This window comes from Mesorhizobium sp. LNHC221B00, from assembly GCF_000502935.1.
Classification (GTDB): Bacteria; Pseudomonadota; Alphaproteobacteria; order Rhizobiales; family Rhizobiaceae; genus Mesorhizobium; species Mesorhizobium opportunistum.
The window spans coordinates 69,700-87,482 of record NZ_AYWR01000018.1 but is presented as its reverse complement, the minus strand read 5'-3'; the positions used below and the strand labels follow the sequence as shown (position 1 = coordinate 87,482).

General features: G+C 63.8%; 16 protein-coding genes and 2 pseudogenes. 6 read left to right on the top strand and 12 right to left on the bottom strand.

The genetic code is table 11. The features are described 5' to 3' along the window. Positions 1-87 precede the first annotated feature (87 nt). Positions 88-654 carry an elongation factor P gene (gene efp / locus X741_RS144970; RefSeq protein WP_031250300.1) on the top strand — a complete coding sequence of 189 codons (567 nt, stop codon included), beginning with the start codon at positions 88-90 and terminating at the stop codon, positions 652-654. Between the two features lie 46 nt (positions 655-700). Here the strand turns inward: efp and X741_RS144975 are convergent, their stop codons facing one another. Continuing rightward, positions 701-1,600 carry an HNH endonuclease gene (locus tag X741_RS144975; RefSeq protein ID WP_023779379.1) on the bottom strand — a complete coding sequence of 300 codons (900 nt, stop codon included), beginning with the start codon at positions 1,598-1,600 and terminating at the stop codon, positions 701-703. 172 nt (positions 1,601-1,772) lie between these two features. Here X741_RS144975 and X741_RS1000000171550 point away from each other — a divergent pair. Both X741_RS1000000171550 and X741_RS01000000167070 read left to right on the top strand, forming a co-directional pair. Then, positions 1,773-1,937: pseudogene (locus tag X741_RS1000000171550) on the top strand (dihydrofolate reductase); the annotation flags it as partial. Next, complete coding sequence (locus X741_RS01000000167070) at positions 1,924-2,316, top strand: dihydrofolate reductase family protein (protein ID WP_280940349.1); 393 nt, start codon at positions 1,924-1,926, stop codon at positions 2,314-2,316. The pseudogene X741_RS1000000171550 and the gene X741_RS01000000167070, both read left to right, overlap by 14 nt. Positions 2,317-2,375: 59 nt before the next feature. Here the strand turns inward: X741_RS01000000167070 and X741_RS144980 are convergent, their stop codons facing one another. The 5 genes from X741_RS144980 to X741_RS145000 all read right to left on the bottom strand — a co-directional run bounded on the left by X741_RS144980 (position 2,376) and on the right by X741_RS145000 (position 8,983). After that, the gene (locus tag X741_RS144980) at positions 2,376-3,245 is read right to left on the bottom strand and encodes a patatin-like phospholipase family protein (protein ID WP_023779377.1); all 870 of its coding nucleotides are present in this window, start codon (positions 3,243-3,245) and stop codon (positions 2,376-2,378) included. Continuing rightward, complete coding sequence (locus X741_RS144985; protein ID WP_023779376.1) at positions 3,242-4,564, bottom strand: pitrilysin family protein; 1,323 nt, start codon at positions 4,562-4,564, stop codon at positions 3,242-3,244. Before X741_RS144985 ends, X741_RS144980 begins: the two co-directional genes overlap by 4 nt. 203 nt (positions 4,565-4,767) lie before the next feature. Further along, positions 4,768-6,156, bottom strand: coding sequence for a pitrilysin family protein (locus X741_RS144990; RefSeq protein WP_031250299.1), 1,389 nt, complete (start codon positions 6,154-6,156; stop codon positions 4,768-4,770). Positions 6,157-6,324: 168 nt separating this feature from the next. After that, positions 6,325-6,879: a 16S rRNA (guanine(966)-N(2))-methyltransferase RsmD gene (rsmD, locus tag X741_RS144995; protein WP_023779374.1), complete on the bottom strand. Its 555-nt coding sequence runs from the start codon at positions 6,877-6,879 to the stop codon at positions 6,325-6,327. A gap of 13 nt (positions 6,880-6,892) precedes the next feature. Next, the gene (locus tag X741_RS145000) at positions 6,893-8,983 is read right to left on the bottom strand and encodes a pseudouridine synthase (RefSeq protein ID WP_023779373.1); all 2,091 of its coding nucleotides are present in this window, start codon (positions 8,981-8,983) and stop codon (positions 6,893-6,895) included. Positions 8,984-9,225: 242 nt separating this feature from the next. On the opposite strand from X741_RS145000, the gene X741_RS145005 reads away from it, so the two are divergent. After that, a complete protein-coding gene (locus X741_RS145005; RefSeq protein ID WP_031250298.1) occupies positions 9,226-9,675 on the top strand; it encodes a nucleoside deaminase in 450 nt (149 codons plus the stop codon). A gap of 40 nt (positions 9,676-9,715) precedes the next feature. Here X741_RS145005 and X741_RS145010 read toward each other — a convergent pair whose 3' ends face one another. Both X741_RS145010 and ileS read right to left on the bottom strand, forming a co-directional pair. Continuing rightward, complete coding sequence (locus tag X741_RS145010) at positions 9,716-10,393, bottom strand: hypothetical protein (RefSeq protein ID WP_023779371.1); 678 nt, start codon at positions 10,391-10,393, stop codon at positions 9,716-9,718. 257 nt (positions 10,394-10,650) lie between these two features. Continuing rightward, positions 10,651-13,620 carry an isoleucine--tRNA ligase gene (gene ileS / locus X741_RS145015; RefSeq protein WP_023779370.1) on the bottom strand — a complete coding sequence of 990 codons (2,970 nt, stop codon included), beginning with the start codon at positions 13,618-13,620 and terminating at the stop codon, positions 10,651-10,653. Between the two features lie 108 nt (positions 13,621-13,728). Here ileS and X741_RS1000000169975 point away from each other — a divergent pair, with 108 nt between their 5' ends. Next, positions 13,729-13,932, top strand: coding sequence for a hypothetical protein (locus X741_RS1000000169975; protein WP_156937931.1), 204 nt, complete (start codon positions 13,729-13,731; stop codon positions 13,930-13,932). Here the strand turns inward: X741_RS1000000169975 and X741_RS145020 are convergent. Continuing rightward, positions 13,908-14,678: a MipA/OmpV family protein gene (locus X741_RS145020; RefSeq protein WP_023779369.1), complete on the bottom strand. Its 771-nt coding sequence runs from the start codon at positions 14,676-14,678 to the stop codon at positions 13,908-13,910. The genes X741_RS1000000169975 and X741_RS145020 overlap by 25 nt on opposite strands. A 230-nt stretch (positions 14,679-14,908) precedes the next feature. Between X741_RS145020 and X741_RS1000000168860 the strand changes: the two are divergent. Further along, positions 14,909-15,462 (top strand): annotated as a pseudogene (locus tag X741_RS1000000168860) (HdeD family acid-resistance protein). A gap of 32 nt (positions 15,463-15,494) precedes the next feature. Here X741_RS1000000168860 and X741_RS145035 read toward each other — a convergent pair. From X741_RS145035 to X741_RS145045, 3 genes are all read right to left on the bottom strand, one after another. Beyond that, entirely contained in the window at positions 15,495-15,821 is a 327-nt protein-coding gene (locus tag X741_RS145035; RefSeq protein ID WP_051410497.1) for a hypothetical protein, read from the bottom strand. A gap of 86 nt (positions 15,822-15,907) precedes the next feature. Beyond that, on the bottom strand, positions 15,908-16,888 hold the full coding sequence (locus tag X741_RS145040) for a bifunctional riboflavin kinase/FAD synthetase (protein WP_023779365.1): 981 nt from the start codon (positions 16,886-16,888) through the stop codon (positions 15,908-15,910). A gap of 6 nt (positions 16,889-16,894) precedes the next feature. Next, complete coding sequence (locus tag X741_RS145045; protein WP_023779364.1) at positions 16,895-17,755, bottom strand: TIGR01459 family HAD-type hydrolase; 861 nt, start codon at positions 17,753-17,755, stop codon at positions 16,895-16,897. Between the last annotated feature and the right edge of the window lie 28 nt (positions 17,756-17,783).

Sequence of the window (17,783 nt, the reverse complement as noted above, 5' to 3'; positions counted from 1 at the left end):
CGGTTCGCGCCGAGATGCGCTAGGCCCCCATCCAGCGCCGCAGAAGCCGGCAAACGCCCATCAACTCTCGCAGGATAAAAAACCGTGGTGAAAGTCATCGCCAGTTCGCTCCGCAAAGGCAATGTCGTCGAAAAGGACGGCAAGCTTTATGTGATCCTCTTTGCCGAAAACATCCACCCAGGCAAGGGCACGCCGGTGACGCAGCTCGACATGCGCCGCATCGGCGATGGAGTGAAGGTCTCGGAGCGCTACCGCACCACCGAGCAGGTGGAGCGCGCCTATGTCGAGGAGCGTGAGCACACGTTCCTCTACAGCGATGGCGAAGGCTACCATTTCATGAACCCGGAAACCTACGATCAGGTGGCGGTGTCGGAAGCCGTGGTCGGCGACGCCGCGCCCTATCTGCAGGAAGGCATGCCGGTGCAGGTCTCGCAGTTCAACGGCATCGCCATCTCCCTGGTGCTGCCGCAGCGCGCCACCTTCGAAGTGGTCGAGACCGAGCCGACAACCAAGGGCCAGACCGCATCGTCCTCCTACAAGCCCGCCGTGCTCTCCAACGGCGTCCGCACCACCGTGCCGCCGCACATCGCGCCCGGCACCCGCGTGGTGGTGATGACGGCGGATGGGGCCTATGTGGAGCGGGCGAAGGACTGAGTATCTCTTAAGTCTGCCAACCCCAAGCCGGAAGCCAAGCGCTGCCTCACTGTTTGAAACAGTGCTCGCGATGCCATTGCAAAAAATGAGGATGTGGGCGCTCAATTTGGCGGCGGGGCGGAATCGCGCGGCGTGTCTTGTTTATGAACGTCTGCACGCTTTCGAGGTCGTTAACCTGCCTCGATATCAGGATTTCCAGATCATCGGATAGGCTGATTAGTCCTCGATCGAACATCCAATGCGCGGTACCGGATAGCGCAATCCCATTGCTGACGATATCAGGTCCATTCTTTTCGACAGGTCGAATATGGGCGGCAGAAACCTCTGCTCGACCGCCTCCATTTATCAACTTCAGTCCCGTGATCGCACAGCGCTCGTCATAGGCGCGCAAGACGATGCGGCGGAAAATACGGTCCCGCACGATTCGCGATCCGATGTAGCTCACACGGTCACGACTCTGCTCGAACTGGAATGCGGCCCCCTCGTCCTCAAACCCGAAGGAAATGGCGGTCTCATCCACGCGTGGCAGCAGCAACTCACGGGCATCAAGGCCAAGATCGACAATACGGTTGAAATCGCTTGGACTGATTGGCCGAACGGCAGATTGAGCGCGGCCGGAAATCCGTCCTTGGTCGTTAAGCAGACCCCGCTCAGCGAGACCGTCTATCCCATTAAATGGAACAGGATTGGCAAAATCGAGGTATGATCCTGGCTCAATCAAAGCGAGATACATACCAGGCGCAGCGGGATCGGGAATAACCTGCTGGACTTTGGCCATGGCGAAATAGCCACGGGTATCATCCACTTTGCTTGGTTCGTAGTAGATGATCCAGTCACCAACGCATGCTTCCACACGACGCAGATACTGGCTGGGGAACTGATATCGCTCAGCGGGGCTGTCGTCGTAGATCGAATCCGACCGGTGGATGAAGACCCCGAATCCCATGATCTTCCTGTAATTTGGGGATATCCGCCGAGATGTAGCACCAAAATTCGATCTTGGAAGCTTAGTCTAGGCCAGAGAAATTACCCTCTCTGACAAACCGCTCCAGATTTTTTCACGGGGCAGTCGCAAAAGGCCCGCCCGGTTCGTCCTTTGAGCAAAGAAGGAGGACGCCATGAGAAAACTTATCGTCACCGAATTCATCAGCGTCGATGGGATTGCCGAGGTCGAGAAGTTGCCAGGCGTTACCTGGAACGATGAGATGAACAGGTTCAAGGAGGACGAACTGGCTGACAGCGGCGCCATGCTTCTGGGGCGCACCACCTATGAGATCTTTGCCGGTTCATGGCCTGGTGAAACCGGAGACTTCGCCGACCGGTTCAACGCGCTGCCCAAAGTATGTCGCTTCCAGTACCTTGAAGGCGCTCGACTGGAAACCGGCCGAACTGCTCAAGGGGCCACTGCCGGAGGCGGTGCGAGCACTGAAGGAAGGCAGCGGCGGCAACATCTATGTGCATGGCAGCCTGAGCGTCGCGCAGGAATTGTTGCGTCACGGTCTGGTCGACCGCGTCAGGCTGCTCAGCTATCCCGGCGCCGTCGGCCAGGGCAAGCCGCTGTTCCCGCCGGGCGAACAGATACCGCTCGAACTGATCTCCGCCATGCCATTCAGCAATGGTGTTGTAGCGCTTGAGTATACGCCGGCGACGGCGAAGCCATAGTTGACTTCCGCGGGGGATGACAACCGCGTCGCCCCCAGACGACTACTTGCCGACGCCCCTCATCCGGCCTTCTTCCCCCGCCTCCCCTTGACGGCGGCGGCAACCCGCGCCTCCACCACCTTCTCCACCTGCCGCTTCAGCTCGTCCTTGATCGCCACCGTCTCGTTCATCAGGGCGTCGATCTTCAGGAAATCGAGCACGCGGTATTTCGACACCGTCGGGCGGACCAGGATATCGGGCTGGGTTTGCTTCAGCTTGTTGGCGGTGATCGATTGCATCATCAGCTGCGTGGCACCGAACATCAAATCGACGGAGGTGGGGTGCTTGCGGTCGGCTTCTTCCGGCGCGCCGACCACGTCGACGCCGATGATGATGTCGGCATCGTTCTCGATCAGGTCGAACGGCACGGGATTGTAGATGCCGCCGTCGATCAGCAGGCGGCCGTCGCGTATCACCGGGCGGAACACGGCGGGGATGGCGGCAGAGGCGGCAAGGGCCGAATGCAGGTCGCCGTCGTAGAACACGGCGAGCTTGTGGCCGAAATAGTCGGTCGCCGTCACCTTCAGCGGGATCTTCAGCTCGGCGAAGGTTTCGGGAATGGCGTCGGGCAGGAAGGCCTTGAGGATGCGCTCGACATTGAACTGGCTGACGCGGATGCCGCCCTGCATGGCTTCGGCGATCGTGCCCGGCCGGGCCCGCCACATGCGGCTTGCCACCTCGGCGCGCCGGCCGAGGACCGAGCGGGCATAGTCGTGGATGTCCTTGCCGGTCATGCCGGCGGCCATGCCGGCGCCCATAATGGCACCGATCGACGAGCCGGCGATCGCCACCGGCCGGATGCCGAGCTCGTCCAGCGCCTCGATGACATGGATATGCGCCAGGCCTCGTGCGCCGCCACCGCCGAAGGCTATTCCAAAAGTCGGGCTCATCCCTTGCCGGCCCCGGCCAGCGGGGGCCCGACGACCATGATGGTCGGTTCGGCCGACAGCAGCTTCTTCGCCGCCGCCTTGACCTGGTCGAGCGTCACCGCGTTGATGTAGCCGGCGCGCCGCTGCATGTAGTCGATGCCGAGATCGTCGAGTTGCAGCTCGACCAGCGTCGCGGCGATGGAACTCGAGGAGTTCAGATTGCTGATGGCGTAGGCGCCGATCAGATATTTCTTGGTTGCCGCGAGCTCAGCCTCGGTCGGGCCGTCCTCAGCCAACCGCTTGGCGACGGCGCGCACGATGCCGAGCGTCTCGGCCGCGCGATCCGATCGCGTGCCGGTGGTGACGATCAGCGCGTTGGCGTGGTCCTGGTTGACCAGCGAGGAATCGACGCTGTAGGCCAGCCCGCGCTTTTCACGCACCTCCTGGAACAGGCGCGAGGTGAAGGTGCCGCCGCCAAGAATCTCGTTCATCAGCACGGCCGGGAAGAAATCCACAGCCTTGCGCTTCACGCCGGGCCAGGCGAGCTGCAGCGAGGTCTGCGGCAGGTCGTAATTGACTTCCAGATGCTGCGCCAGCTTCGGCTCGATATCGGCGACGGGGGCGAGCGCCTGTTTCTGCGGCAGGTTGCCGAACACCATGTCCAGCTTCTTCTTCAGCGTCCCGGCATCGATGGCGCCGACCACGGCGACATGCAGGCCGCCGCGTGCGAACACCGCCTTGTGCAGCGCGTTGAGATCGTCCTGCGTGATGGTGGCGATGCTCTGCCTGGTGCCCTGGTCGGAGCGTGAATAGGGATGGTCGCCATAGATGGCGCGAGCCCATCGGTTCTGCGCGACCGTGTCGGGGTCGTTCTCGTTGGCGATGATGCCGGACAGGATCTGCGCGCGGATGCGGTCGATCGGCGCCTGGTCGAAGCGCGGCTCGTTGACCGCCAGCCGCAGCAGGTCGAAGGCCTCGTCGCTCTGTTCGGCCAGCATGCGCATCGAGCCGTAGATGCCGTCGCGGTTCTCCTCGAAGCCCATTTCGGCACCGGCATCGTCGAGCCTGATCTGGAAGGCTTCCGAATCGAGCGGGCCGGCGCCCTCGTCGAACAGGCCGGTCATCAGATTGGCCAGTCCTTCCTTGCCCGGCGGATCCTGCGTCGAGCCGCCGCCGAAGACGAAACGAACGGCGACCACCGGCACGGAATAGTCCTCCACCAGCCAGGCGGTGACGCCCTTCGAGGAGGTGACGGACTGGATCTCCATGGCGCGGGCGGCAAGTGCCGGCAGGACCAGGAAGAGGATGGAGAGGAAAAGGGTTGCGAGTGTGGTGGCCACGCGCGGTCTTCCCTTCTCCCCTTGCGGGACAAGGTGGCCTCGCAAAGCGAGGTCGGATGAGGGGTGTTCCAGCTTGGCAAGGACGGCACTCTGTCGCGCACCCCTCATCCGTCTCGGCGCTGCGCGCCGATCCACCTTCTCCCACAAGGGGAGAAGGGAAGGCGCGTTCACGGCCTCGTGTATGTGCATCGACCGCTTCATCATCAATTCCCCGCCTGTTGCTGCGGCAAGAGATAGCCGGTGGTCGAGCGGGTCAGCACCAGATAGCGCGCGGCGACGGCCTTGACCTCATCCGCAGTGACCTTGCGGATGCGGTCAGGCCATTGCTGGACATCCTGCACATTGCCGCCGGTGGCCAGTGTCGAGCCATAGATTTCGGCCATGGAATCCTGCTTGTCGCGGGCAAAGACCATCGACCTGACATAGCGGTCCTTGGCCTTTTCGAGCTCTCCCGGCGTAACCCCGCCGCTGGCGATACGCGCCACCTCCGCATCGACAGCGGCTTCGATGTCGGCAAGCCTGGCGTCGCCGCGCGGGGAGCCGTAGACGGTGAAATTGGTGTCGTCGAGCATGGTGCCCTGGAAATACGCGCCGGCGTTGGAGGCGATGCCCTGCTTGACCACCAGCGCCTGGTAGAGCCGGCTGCGGTTGCCGCCGCCGAGGATCTCGGCGAGCAGATCGAGCGCCTCGGCCTCGCCCGGCTTGGCGGTGTGGTAGGACGGCACCACCCATTGCGTCGAAAAGCTGGGCACGCTGACGCGGGCGTCGGAAAGCGTGACGGTGCGCTTTGTGTTCTGCTCCGGCTCGACCGGGCGCACGCGCGGCGGCAGGTCCGGCCCGCGCGCCACCTTGCCATAGGTCTTTTCAGCCAGCGCCCGCACAGCGTCGGGCTGGACATCGCCGGCGACGATCAGCACGGCGTTGTTGGGCCTGTAATACTTGTCATAGAAGGCGGTGGCGTCGGTGCGGTTGAGCTGCTCCATCTCCTGCATCCAGCCGATTACCGGAATGCGGTAAGGCTGGTTCTGCCACAGCGTGGCATCGACTTCCTCGTCGAGCACGGCCTGCGGATTGTTGTCGATGCGCGAGCGGCGCTCCTCGAGGATGACATCGCGCTCGGTCTTGATGACGTCGTCTGTGAGGATGAGGTTGCGCATGCGGTCGGCCTCGAAGCTCATCATCTGTTCGAGCACCGAGGGCGCCACCGTCTCGTGGAAAGCGGTGTAGTCATAGGAGGTGAAGGCGTTATTGGAGCCGCCGATATCGGAGACGGCACGGTCGAACTCGCCGGCCGCGTGATGGGTCGTTGCCTTGAACATCAGATGCTCGAAGAAGTGGGCGATGCCGGATTTGCCCGGCGGCTCGTCGGCGCTGCCGATCTTGTACCACACCATGTGGGTGACGATGGGCGCGCGGTGATCGGGAATGACGACCACTTCCATGCCGTTGTCGAGCAGGAAATCCGTCACCTTGAACTCGGCCGGCACGGTGTCGGGCAATACGGGACTGGCGGCCGGCACCGGGCCGGTCATGACAAAAGCCAGCGACGTCGCCAGCACTGTTGCCCGCAGCCATTCAACCCTGGGTCTCATCAATGGCTCCGGTTTTCTCTTCGTTTGACGCAATTCCCGTGGGAAAACCGCTTCACACTTTTCCTGGAATTGCTTGGACAGGACGATAGGCAAGGTACTGGCGACAAGCAAAGCGAATTGTTGTTGCCGGCAAAGGCGGCGGCAAAGAGGCCGCTGAACACAAGCGTGTCAGCCAGCCTCGATGAAGCGGATGATGGTCTCGCCGTAATTGCGCTCGTCGAGCACGGAAAAGCCGGCGCCTGGCTCGAAGGGAACCGCCGCCGTTTCCTCGACCACGCAGAGTGCGCCGGGCCGCAGCCAGCCGCCGGCCTTGGCCGACCGCAGGGCGCGCTCGCCAAGGCCCTTGCCATAGGGCGGATCGGCGAAGACGAGGCCGAACGGGGTCAGCGTGCCGGCTTCGCCAAGGGCGGTTGCGTCGCGGCGGAAGATCTTGGTGCGGCCGGTGAGCCCGAAGGCCTCGACATTGTCGCGGATCAGGCCGCGGCCTTCGGCCGATTCCTCGATGAACACGCCATAGGATGCCCCTCGCGACAGTGCTTCCAGGCCAAGCGCGCCGGTGCCGGCAAACAGGTCGAGCACGCGCGCGCCGTTCAGTTGCCCGCCAAAGCGATGCGCCAGCACGTTGAAGACGGCCTCGCGGGTGCGGTCGGTCGTCGGACGGATGGCGCTGCTGCGGGGCGTCGCCAGGGGACGCCCGCGAAACTCACCGCCAACGATTCTCATTTAAGTCCGGGTCTCATTTCGTCCTGGGCCCCTTCGGGCCGCCGCGCGGCCGCTCACCGCCACCAGCACCGCCAGGACGCTCGCCACGCGGCTTGCCGAACGGTTTTGCGCCGCCCGGTTTGCCATAGGAGGGCTTGAACGACGCCTTGCGTGCCTTGGCTTCGGCTGCCTTGGCAGCGTCAGCTTCCGCTCTGCCCTTCCCGATCGGCCGAGCACCCGGCGCCATCCAGACATTGGCCTTGCGCTGGCCGGGCGGCTCGATCGGCCGCTGCTCGCGCTCGGACTTCTTGCCGCCAAAACCGCCACGCGGCTTGTCACCGAAGCCACCGCGCGGCTTGTCGCCAAAATTGCCACGCGGCTTGTCGCCAAAGCTACCGCGTTCGGACCTCGGACCGCGTTCGCCAAAACTCTTTTCCGGTCTCTCGCCTCTGTCGGGACTGGTCGACAGCTTGCCCAGCGCCTCGTCGCGGCTGGCTTCGCGGCGCTTGCGGTTCTTGATCAGACCGCCCTCGCCGATCGGCCGGTGGTCGCCCTCGCGCATAACCTTCGGCCGCTCGGCTTCTTCCTGACGCGGTTCGGTGCGCCGCACCGGCTTGTTGGAGAACGGCTTTGAAATCTCGGCGTCGAAATTGGCGCCGGATTCTTCGACCAGGCGCTCGCCAAGCTGGTCGCGCAGCACGCGGCCCTTGACCTCCAGCACATGGCCTTCGGGAAGATCCTCGAGTTGGAAAGGCCCGTAGGAGATGCGAATCAGCCGCGTCACGTCGAGGCCGAGCGCGCCGAGGATGTTCTTGACCTCGCGGTTCTTGCCTTCGCGAAGACCGATCGTCAGCCAGGCATTGGAGCCCTGCTCGCGGTCGAGGCTGGCTTCGATCGCACCATAAAAGACGCCGTCGACGGCGATGCCCTCGCGCAGCCCGGCAAGCGCGCTTTCCTCGACCTTGCCGTGGACGCGCACGCGGTAGCGGCGCAGCCAGCCGGTGGCTGGCAGTTCGAGCACGCGCGACAGGCCGCCATCATTGGTCAGCAGCAGCAGACCCTCGGTGTTGATGTCGAGCCGGCCGATGGTCATCAGCCGCGGCAATTCGGCCGGCAGCACGTCGAAGACGGTCTTGCGGCCTTCCGGATCACGGTTGGTGGTGACGACGCCGGCCGGCTTGTGGAACAGGAACAGGCGCGTGCGCTCGATCGGCGGGATTTCCATGCCGTCGAGATGGATAATGTCACCGGGCATCACATTGAAGGCCGGCGAGGCCAGCACCCGGCCATTGACCTTGACGCGGCCGGCCGCGATCAGGTCCTCGGCATCGCGACGCGAAGCAAGACCGGCACGCGCCAGGCGCTTTGCGATCCGTTCACCGGCTTCTTCTTCTGCCTCGGCGGGACGCGGGCGGGGCTTGAAGCCGCCGGACGCACCCTGCGGACGATCGCCGAAGTCGCGCTTGGGACGATCGTTGAAATCGCGCTTGGGACGGTCGAAGCGCCTTTCGCCACCTTCCGCAGAAGCAGCAGCCGGACGGTCGCCGCGTGGCGCGTAGGGCTTGCGTGGTCCTTCGCGCTTCTCATAGGGCTTCCGCTCGCCTTCGGCGGCCATCGGACGATCGCCGCGCGGCGCGTAGGGTTTGCGCGGGCCTTCGCGCTTCTCATAGGGCTTGCGCTCGCCTTCGGCCGCCATCGGACGATCGCCACGCGGCGCATAGGGCTTGCGCGGGCCTTCGCGCTTCTCGAAGGGCTTACGCTCGCCTTCGGCGGCCATCGGACGATCGCCGCGCGGCGCGTAGGGTTTGCGCGGACCTTCGCGCTTCTCGTAGGGCTTGCGCTCGCCTTCGGCGGCCATCGGACGATCGCCGCGCGGCGCGTAAGGCTTGCGCGGACCTTCGCGCTTCTCATAGGGCTTGCCTTCGGGGCGCGGCCCCTTGCTGAACGCCTTGTCGCCGCTCTTGAAGTTTCGCTTCGGCCGCTCGCCTTCGGCGGCCATCGGACGCTCACCGCGCGGCGCGTAGGGTTTCTTGGCGCCGAAAGACGGCTTGCCACCGCCACGCGAGGCCGCGGGTTTCTTGCCCGGGCCTTTTTGGCGCGGAGATTTCTTGTCATTGTCGTCCATGTGGCCTTTGTCCGTTTGCGCTGCTACAGCGTGGCGCATCCTTTCGGGCGCGCAACGAACGCTGTAGCACTTTTGATTTGGCGCATGATCATTTCCGAAAATCGAGTCCGATTTTCGAGGTTATGCGCTCAATAACAGGATCATCAGAGTTTGTCAGGGAAAAGTGGCGACCGGTTTTTCCGGAAAGACAAACGAAAACCAAAAGCCTGGAGCGGCGAGGAGATAATGGGAATGGAAACCGCGTGAAGCGGCCCGATTTCATGGCCCTGGCGCTGAAAGAGGCCGAAGCGGCCGCCTTGCGCGGCGAAGTGCCGGTCGGCGCCGTCATCGCCAGCGGCGGCACTGTCGTCGCCAGTGCCGGCAACCGCACCCGCGAGCTTGCCGACCCGACGGCGCATGCCGAGATGCTGGCGATCCGCGAGGCCTGCGGCAAACTGGCGACAGAGCGGCTCACCGGCCACGATCTCTATGTGACGCTGGAACCCTGCGCCATGTGCGCCGGCGCCATTTCCTTCGCGAGGCTGCGCCGTCTCTATTTCGGCGCCGCCGACGAAAAGGGCGGCGCGGTGGTCAACGGCGTGCGCTTCTTCGCCTCGCCGACCTGCCACCATGCGCCCGACATCTATCCGGGGATGGCCGAGACCGAAGCGGGCCTGCTGCTCAAGGGATTTTTCAGGGAACGTCGCGACTGAACCGGGCGCCGTGCCCGTCCATAATCGACGCAGCCGGCTGTTACAGGGACGGCAGCCAGTCGAACCAGCCGCCCTTCTTGCCTTCCGCCTCTTTCTTCAGGCGGCGTTCCTTCTTGTATTCGTCCTCGCCAAGTTCATTCTGCGGTGCTGCGCCGGACGCGACACGGTAGGCCAATGGCGGCTCGCTCAGATATTTGCGGGTGTTGGGATCGCCCTGCTTGCCTTCGGCAAGGCGGCGCTGGATCTCGGCGGCGCGGCCCTTGTCGGAGTCCGCGGGTTTCCAAGCCGGCGGGTGGCTGGAGCCTGAGTCGGCCATCGCCTTCTTGATCGCCTCGGGATCGGTCTGCACGTCCTCAACGATCTCCGACTGATAATTCGGATCATCCTGGTGGGCCGTGGCGTCGGCGCGCAGGCGGGCGCGGCGCTGCTCGGGCGATTCAGGCCATTCGGCGCTCGCCGTCTGGATGCTGTTCTGCGGCGCCGGCAGCGCTTCCTTCTGGCCAGGTGCCGGCTTCACCAGCGTCGGGCGCGGCTTGTAGTCGATCGGATCCCTGCGCTTCGGCGCGAAGGAAACGGCGCCGGTGAGATCGCCGGCCAGTTGTTCGGCGGCAGTCTTGTCGGTTCCATAGGTCGGAGACCCCATGCAGCCGGACAAAGCGAGGCCCGATGCGACAAGCGGCGCCAGAAGCGCAAGGCGCGCGTTATATCTCTCGGTCATGCCAAAAAGTCCCACTCTAGACAGCCTCTCGATTGCCACCGGCCTTGTGTCCGGTCCCCATCGTCCAAGCACTTGCGACGGAAATCCGGCGACAATTTGTCTTCCGGAGTTTCGCGTGTTTACCTCAACCACTCATTAAGGGCAACGCGCGGGCGGATCAGCACCGCCCGGCGTGATATTTGTGCACCGATATGCAGGGCATCCTGGCCGGGCATGCCGTGATCCCCAAACCGCCATGCACGTTTGGGCAACATGCATCAGAGCCGGCCGAGGGCCTTCAGTTCACGCAGCACGGCAGCATCGCGCGCCGAGACATCGGGAAATTCCGCGTCCTGCCCGACATCGGCCGTGTAGCGCCAGGAGCGCGCGCATTTGACCAGGCCGCGATCCTCGGCCTTCTCGACCACCACGGCGACGCCCTTGACGTCGTCCAGCGTGAAGGCGCTTTGCGGCGCCTGGCCATGAGCGATGACGAGATCGCTGGTGATCGCCATCTCGGCCATGTCGACGTCCGATATCGCCGCCTCGAGCGCCGCGTCGTCGATCGTGACCACCGGCACCGCCTCCAGCGAGGAGCCGATCACCTTCTGGGCACGCGCGATCTCGAGCGCGCCGGTGACGACGCGGCGCACCTGCCTGACCTTGCGCCATTTCTCCGCCAGGGCCTCGTTCTTCCAGTCCGCCGGGATTTCCGGGAACTGGTCGAGATGCACCGAGACCGCATCGGGATGACGGTCGAGCCAGGCCTCCTCCATGGTGAAGGGCAACATCGGCGCCAGCCATTTCACCAGGCAGTCGAAGAGATGACGCACGACCTGCACGGAGGCCTTGCGCTTCGCGCTCGACGGAGCGTCGCAATAGAGCGCGTCCTTGCGGATGTCGAAATAGAAGGCCGACAGCTCGACCACCATGAAATCGATGAGCGCGCGGGTGATGCGCTTGAACTCGAAGGCGTCGTAGCCCTGGCGCACCACCTCGTCGAGCTCGGACAACCGGTGCAGCATCAGCCGCTCCAGCTCCGGCATCGTTTCCAGCGGCACATCCTCGCCATCGTCATGGGCGAGCGTGCCCAGCATCCAGCGGACCGTATTGCGCAGCTTGCGGTAGGCGTCGATGTTGGTCTGCAGCACGTTCTTGCCGAGCCGCTGGTCTTCCCAATAATCCGTCGTCACCACCCAGAGCCGCAGGATATCGGCGCCGGACTGCTTGATCACGTCCTGCGGCACAACGGTGTTGCCGAGCGACTTCGACATCTTGCGCCCGTCCTCGTCCATGGTGAAGCCATGGGTGACGACCGTGTCGTAGGGCGCCCTGCCCCTGGTGCCGCAGCTTTCTAGCAACGAGGAATGGAACCAGCCGCGATGCTGGTCGGAGCCTTCGAGATAGACATCGGCTGGCCATTTCAGGTCGGGACGGTCCTCGAGCGTGAAGACATGCGTCGAACCCGAATCGAACCAGACGTCGAGGATGTCCATCACCTGCCGCCACCGGGAGGCGTCGTGATTGCCGAGGAAGCGTTCCTTGGCGCCAGCGGCGAACCAGGCGTCGGCGCCTTCCGTCTCGAAGGCGTCCATGATGCGCCGGTTGACGGCCTCGTCCTTGAGCACATTGCCGTCCTCGTCGGCGAAAACGGCGATCGGCACGCCCCAGGCACGCTGACGCGACAGCACCCAGTCGGGCCGTTCCTCGATCATGGCGCGGATGCGGTTCTGGCCTGCCGCCGGCACGAAACGGGTGTCGTCGATCGCCTTCAGCGCGCGGCTGCGTAGCGTCGTGCCGTCTCCAAGGTCCTTGTCCATGTAGATGAACCACTGCGGCGTGTTGCGGAAGATGATCGGCTTCTTCGACCGCCAGGAATGCGGATAGGAGTGCTTCAGACGACCGCGCGCGAACAGCGCGTTGCGCTTGATCAGCTCGTCGATGACCGCCTGGTTGGCGTTCCCCTTCTTGCCGTTGTCGTCGATGACGCGCGCCGGCCCGCCCTCGCGATCCGGACCGAAGCCCGGCGCGTCCCTGGTGAAGAAGCCGCCATCGTCGACCGTGAACGGGATCGCGGTGTCGACACCGCGCGCGCGCAGGTCGGCAGCGGAATCCATCCAGGCGTCGAAATCCTCGCGGCCGTGGCCGGGCGCGGTGTGGACGAAACCGGTGCCCGCATCGTCGGTGACATGATCGCCGGCGAGCATCGGAACGGCAAATTCGTAGCCGCCGCCAAAACCCTTGAACGGATGCGAAAGCGTAAGGCTTCCAAGCTGTTCGGCCGAAACGCTGTGAAGGCGATTCAAGGTGACCTTGGCCTTGGCCGCGCAATCTTCCGCCAGAGCATCGGCAAAGATCAGCTTCTCGCCCGGTTGCGGCCCGAAGGCATTCTCGGCCGCGGTGACTTCGTAAAGACCATAGCCGATTCGCGGCGAATAGCTGACGGCGCGGTTGCCGGGGATGGTCCAGGGCGTCGTCGTCCAGATGACGACATGAGCTTCCAGCAGGTCCAGCGACGTCTCGGTCAGCTTCGCCGGCTCTTCGGCACTGGCGACCTCCCGGGCAAGGCTGACGACCGGGAATTTCACCCAGATCGTGTCGCTCTCATAGTCCTGGTACTCGATCTCGGCCTCGGCCAGGGCGGTGCGCTCGACGACGCTCCACATCACCGGCTTTGAGCCGCGATAGAGCTGGCCCGACATGGCGAATTTCAACAATTCGCCGGCGATGCGCGCCTCGGCATGGAAAGCCATCGTCGTATAGGGGTTCTTGAAGTCGCCGATGACGCCGAGGCGCCGGAACTCGCCGCCCTGCACGGAGATCCAGTGCGCGGCGAATTCACGGCATTCCTTGCGGAACTCGTTGACCGGCACCTCGTCCTTGTTCTTGCCCTTGGCGCGGTACTGCTCCTCGATCTTCCATTCGATCGGCAGGCCGTGGCAATCCCAGCCGGGCACGTAGTTGGAATCATAGCCGCGCATCTGGAACGAACGGGTGATGACGTCCTTGAGGATCTTGTTCAGCGCATGGCCGATGTGGATGTTGCCGTTGGCGTAGGGCGGGCCGTCATGCAGCACGTATTTCGTGCGGCCGGCGGCTTCCTCGCGCAGCTTGCGGTAGAGGTCCATATCCTGCCAGCGCTTGACCAGCACCGGCTCTTTCTCGGGCAAGCCGGCGCGCATCGGGAAATCCGTCTGCGGCAGGTAGAGCGTCTTGGAATAGTCGATCGTTTCAACAGTGTCGGTCATTGATCTGCCATCTGCATAGCCCGTCGGCACAAAAGCCGGGGCGTTGAAGTCTTTGGTTGACGCATACCGTTTCCCAAAACCGGACCCACTTTTGGGCGATATGCATTGATGTTCTGGAAAAAGCGCGAGGGCGCGCGCGAAACTCCCGGCGGTTCCGGCGGCGCTCAGGCCGCCCGGAACACCGGGCCTGTAATTCGTATCGCGATCGCGAAAAGGCGCAAAAAGCTGCTCATGGCTGGGCTTTTAGCCGATGCCGCGGCAGGAATAAAGCGTCTCGTTCAATTCGCCTACATCGAAAAGTCGAAGCGATAGGTCGTCGACACGCCGACCATGAACTGGTTGCGGTCGCCACGTTCCCTGACCAGGCTGGAATCGGCGGCCGGACCCTCAAGGCGCGAATATTCGCCGAACAGGCTGGCGGTCATCGGATCGGTCACTTTCCAGGTCACCGCGCCGCCGAGGCCGACAGACTTCAGGCCGCCGCCGGGATTGTACTGGCTCAGGCCCGATGCCACGGCCTCCTGCGCATTGACGCCATAATAGGCGTCGAAGTAGTTGGCCGAGGCAAAAGACACGCGCGGTCCACCCGAAATCCTGACGGTCGGCGTCACGTCATAGAAACCATCGACGGCGATATCGGCGACAAAGCCGTTGTGGGCCCGGATGCCATGCCGCAATTCGGCGCGCGCGCGCATCCAGTCCGTCGGATAGAATTCGAAGAAGCCGCCGACTTCGCCGCCCCAGCGAACAGGATCGAGACCCTCGAGTTCGTCGGCATTGCTGTCGTCGCGCGAGAACAGGAACTTGCCGGTCAGGCCGGCGCGAACGCTGCCATCGTCGACAAGCGCCAATGAGATGTTGTCGTTGCGGGAGGTGAAACGGGCCGTGGGGCCGGCCTTGCCCAGCGAAATGATCGGCGAGGCACTGAGCAGGTATTGCCTGCCGCCCTCGAAATTGGGCGCCACCATGCCGGTGGCGCCGACCGTCAGGTACCAGTCGCCGGACAGCCAGCCGAAAGCGCCCTCGCCGGCCTCGGCCGCGCCTGAGGTAGCCAGCATGACGGTTGCCAAGGCTGCAGAAATCTTCCCGACCGGACTCATGGCCACTCCACTAACACGATACAACTGTCCTTCGGCGACAGCGTTGAAGGGGCTTTGGTAAAATTTGATTTAAGGACGAGACATCCGGCTCTGATTGCCTGCACCGTCCAGCCCGCCATCGGCTGGACGCGGATCGGCGCCAGGGATAACTTCGTTGCATGCTGGCGGCCCTCGATGGAGGTGGCGACATGACCTTGCACGGCGATACACTGAAGAACGCGATCGGCCAGACGCGAGACAAGTGGGGATGGTTCGTCGGTCTGGGCGTGCTGCTGCTGATCCTCGGCGGCATCGCCTTCGGCAATCTGTTCATCGCCACTGTGGCTTCCGTCTATGTCGTCGGCTGGCTGATGCTGGTGGCCGGCATCATCGAGATCATGCATGCGTTCGGCGTCAAGACCTGGGGGCGCTTCTTCTATTGGCTGCTCAGCGGACTGCTTTACGCGGTTGCCGGATTTTTCGCCTTCGACAATCCATTGCTCGCCCGGCGGTGCTGACCTTCCTGCTGGCCGTTGCGCTCGTCGCTTCCGGCGCTCTCAGGGCCTGGGTCGGCTACAGTCACCGCCCGGAAAGCGGCTGGGGCTGGATCGTCGCGGCGGGCGTCATCAGCGTGCTCGCCGGCCTGATCATCGCCATGGGCTGGCCGGTCAACAGCCTGTGGGTGCTCGGACTGTTCCTGGCGATCGACCTGATTTTCCAGGGCTGGACCTTCATCGCGGTCGGGCTTGTCTTGAAGAAGTAGGGCCTTGAAGAAGTAGGGCGTTGAAGGAATGATCAGGCGAGGTTGAGCAGCGTCACCGAGATCAGCGCGAGTGCGATTCCAATATATTGCAGCGACGATACCTCTTCCTTGAAGACGATGGCGCCGACCAACACGGCGCCGGCGACCACGATGGTGTTGACCAGAGCCCCGGTCACGGCAAGATCCAATCGTGTGTTGATGAAGGCAAAGGCCCAGTAGGAGAGCGGCGACAGCAGCATGACATAGGCCAGGCTGCGGCCGCTGCCGGTCTTGCCCCAATGCGCGCTCAGCCCATCGCAAAGTATGAACAGGCCTGCGCAGACGATCACCACGCCCCAGACGAACATGTCGATTTTCATCAACGAGTGTTGGGCGCGCTGCCAACCGACTTCGATGAATTGTTTCACAGTCGTTGGCGTTTTCCCGCGATTTCAGCCAAGCACCGTCAGAAAGCGATCGCGCTGTCCAGCTCCGAAAGCGGTTTGACGCCGGCCAGCAGCGCCTTTGCCTCGGCTTCATCCCGCTTCATCTGCACGACCAGCGCATCGAGCCCGTCGAATTTTATCTCGCTGCGCAGGAAGCCGAAGAAGGACACCTGGCAAATCTCGCCATAAAGGTCGCCTGAGAAATCGAAGACGAAGGTTTCCAGAAGCGGCGCGCCATTGTCGTCGACGGTCGGACGGCGGCCGAAACTGGCGACGCCATCGTGCAGCGTGCCGTCGGCGCGCCGAAAGCGGACGGCATAGATCCCTTGCTTGAGGGCGGCTTCCGCGGGAAGCCGCATGTTCGCTGTCGGAAAACCGAGCGTTCGCCCGAGCTGCTGGCCACCGACGACCTCGGTTTCCACCGTGAAGCGGTAGCCGAGCAGGCCGGCGGCCTCGGCCACCTCGCCATCGCAGAGCAAAGCGCGGATGCGGCTCGACGAGACCACCTCGGCGCCCTCGTCCCGGAAAGCGTCGACAAGCGTGACGCCGAAGCCATGGCGCTCGCCGGCCGCCATGAGATAGGCCGGACCGCCCTGGCGGTCCTTGCCGAAATGGAAATCGAAACCGGTCACGGCATGCGTGATGCCGAGCGTCCTTTCCAGCACATCGGTGACGAACGCTTCCGCCGACAGCGAGGCGAAGTCGCGCGTGAACGGCTGTTCGACCAACGCGGCAAAGCCCAGCAAGGACAGGAGCCGCGCTTTCATCGGCGGCGGCGTCAGCACGAACAACGGCATGTCGGGCCTGAAGATCGTTCGCGGGTGCGGCTCGAAGGTCAGCACCAGGGCCGGCACGCCGCGCCGCACGGCCTCGGCCAACGCCCGTTCGAGCACCGCCTGATGGCCACGGTGGACGCCGTCGAAATTGCCGATCGCGACAACGCCGCCCCGCAGGTCGGCGGGCAGCGGCATGGTCGCCGAGAGGTGCTGAAAGGCTTCCATTGCCACCTACCGCAGTCTGGCTATGACGGCCACCGGGCGATAGCCGTGCCGTTCCAGGAAGAGGCCGAGCCTTGCCGGATCCGGCTGCAAGGCATCGCCATAGTCGCGGGCGTGAATGCCGCCGGAGACATAGAGAACGTCGAAACCATTGTCGGCAGCGCCCTTCACATCGGTCATCATGCCGTCGCCGATGGCCAATACCTGCGAACGCTCGAGCGGTCGGCCAAGAGCCTCGGCCGCTTCCTTCATCGCGACCTCGTAGATCGGCGCGTAGGGTTTGCCGGCGATAAGTGTGCGGCCGCCGAGCTGCGCATAGTCGCGCGCCAAGGCGCCGGCGCACCAGATGATCCGTTCGCCACGCTCCACCATGATATCGGGGTTGGCGCAGATGAACGGCAGGTTCCTGGCACGCAACCGGCGCAGCAGGTCGGCATAGTCCTCGGGCTTTTCGACCTCGTCGTCGAACAGGCCGGTGCAAACGACGCCGGTGGCCTCGAATTCCTCGACGAGCTCGATATCGAGGCCGTCATAGAGGTTCAGATCGCGGTCGGCGCCGATGTGGAAGACTTTGCGCGGGCCTTCCGCGATCAGGTCACGGGTCACATCGCCGGAGGTCACCACACGGTCATAGGCTGACGGCGGAACGCCGATCGCGCTCATCTGAGCCACGACATCGGCGCTGCGGCGGGGCGAATTGGTGATGAGGACAACGGGAATTCCAGCCACCCTTGCCGCCGCCAACGCGGCCGCGGCTGCCGGAAAATGCCATTCGCCGTTGTGCACCACGCCCCAGACATCGCAAAGAATTGCCGAATAGGTTTTCGACACGTCTTCGAGCGAGCCGACGATTTCAGCCGAATCCGCCATGTCGTTCCCTTCAATATGATCCGTTGCG

What these genes read in the sequence shown, in the direction of transcription:
- ileS (WP_023779370.1), bottom strand. Translation starts at nt 13,620, where the DNA reads ATGACCGACACTGTTGAAACGATCGACTATTCCAAGACGCTCTACCTG.
- X741_RS145010 (WP_023779371.1), bottom strand. Translation starts at nt 10,393, where the DNA reads ATGACCGAGAGATATAACGCGCGCCTTGCGCTTCTGGCGCCGCTTGTC.
- X741_RS1000000169975 (WP_156937931.1), top strand. Translation starts at nt 13,729, where the DNA reads ATGTTCTGGAAAAAGCGCGAGGGCGCGCGCGAAACTCCCGGCGGTTCC.
- X741_RS145035 (WP_051410497.1), bottom strand. Translation starts at nt 15,821, where the DNA reads ATGAAAATCGACATGTTCGTCTGGGGCGTGGTGATCGTCTGCGCAGGC.
- rsmD (WP_023779374.1), bottom strand. Translation starts at nt 6,879, where the DNA reads ATGAGAATCGTTGGCGGTGAGTTTCGCGGGCGTCCCCTGGCGACGCCC.
- X741_RS144980 (WP_023779377.1), bottom strand. Translation starts at nt 3,245, where the DNA reads ATGAGCCCGACTTTTGGAATAGCCTTCGGCGGTGGCGGCGCACGAGGC.
- X741_RS145040 (WP_023779365.1), bottom strand. Translation starts at nt 16,888, where the DNA reads ATGGAAGCCTTTCAGCACCTCTCGGCGACCATGCCGCTGCCCGCCGAC.
- X741_RS01000000167070 (WP_280940349.1), top strand. Translation starts at nt 1,924, where the DNA reads ATGAGATCTTTGCCGGTTCATGGCCTGGTGAAACCGGAGACTTCGCCG.
- X741_RS144990 (WP_031250299.1), bottom strand. Translation starts at nt 6,156, where the DNA reads ATGAGACCCAGGGTTGAATGGCTGCGGGCAACAGTGCTGGCGACGTCG.
- X741_RS145045 (WP_023779364.1), bottom strand. Translation starts at nt 17,755, where the DNA reads ATGGCGGATTCGGCTGAAATCGTCGGCTCGCTCGAAGACGTGTCGAAA.
- X741_RS145000 (WP_023779373.1), bottom strand. Translation starts at nt 8,983, where the DNA reads ATGGACGACAATGACAAGAAATCTCCGCGCCAAAAAGGCCCGGGCAAG.
- X741_RS145020 (WP_023779369.1), bottom strand. Translation starts at nt 14,678, where the DNA reads ATGCTGGCTACCTCAGGCGCGGCCGAGGCCGGCGAGGGCGCTTTCGGC.
- X741_RS144975 (WP_023779379.1), bottom strand. Translation starts at nt 1,600, where the DNA reads ATGGGATTCGGGGTCTTCATCCACCGGTCGGATTCGATCTACGACGAC.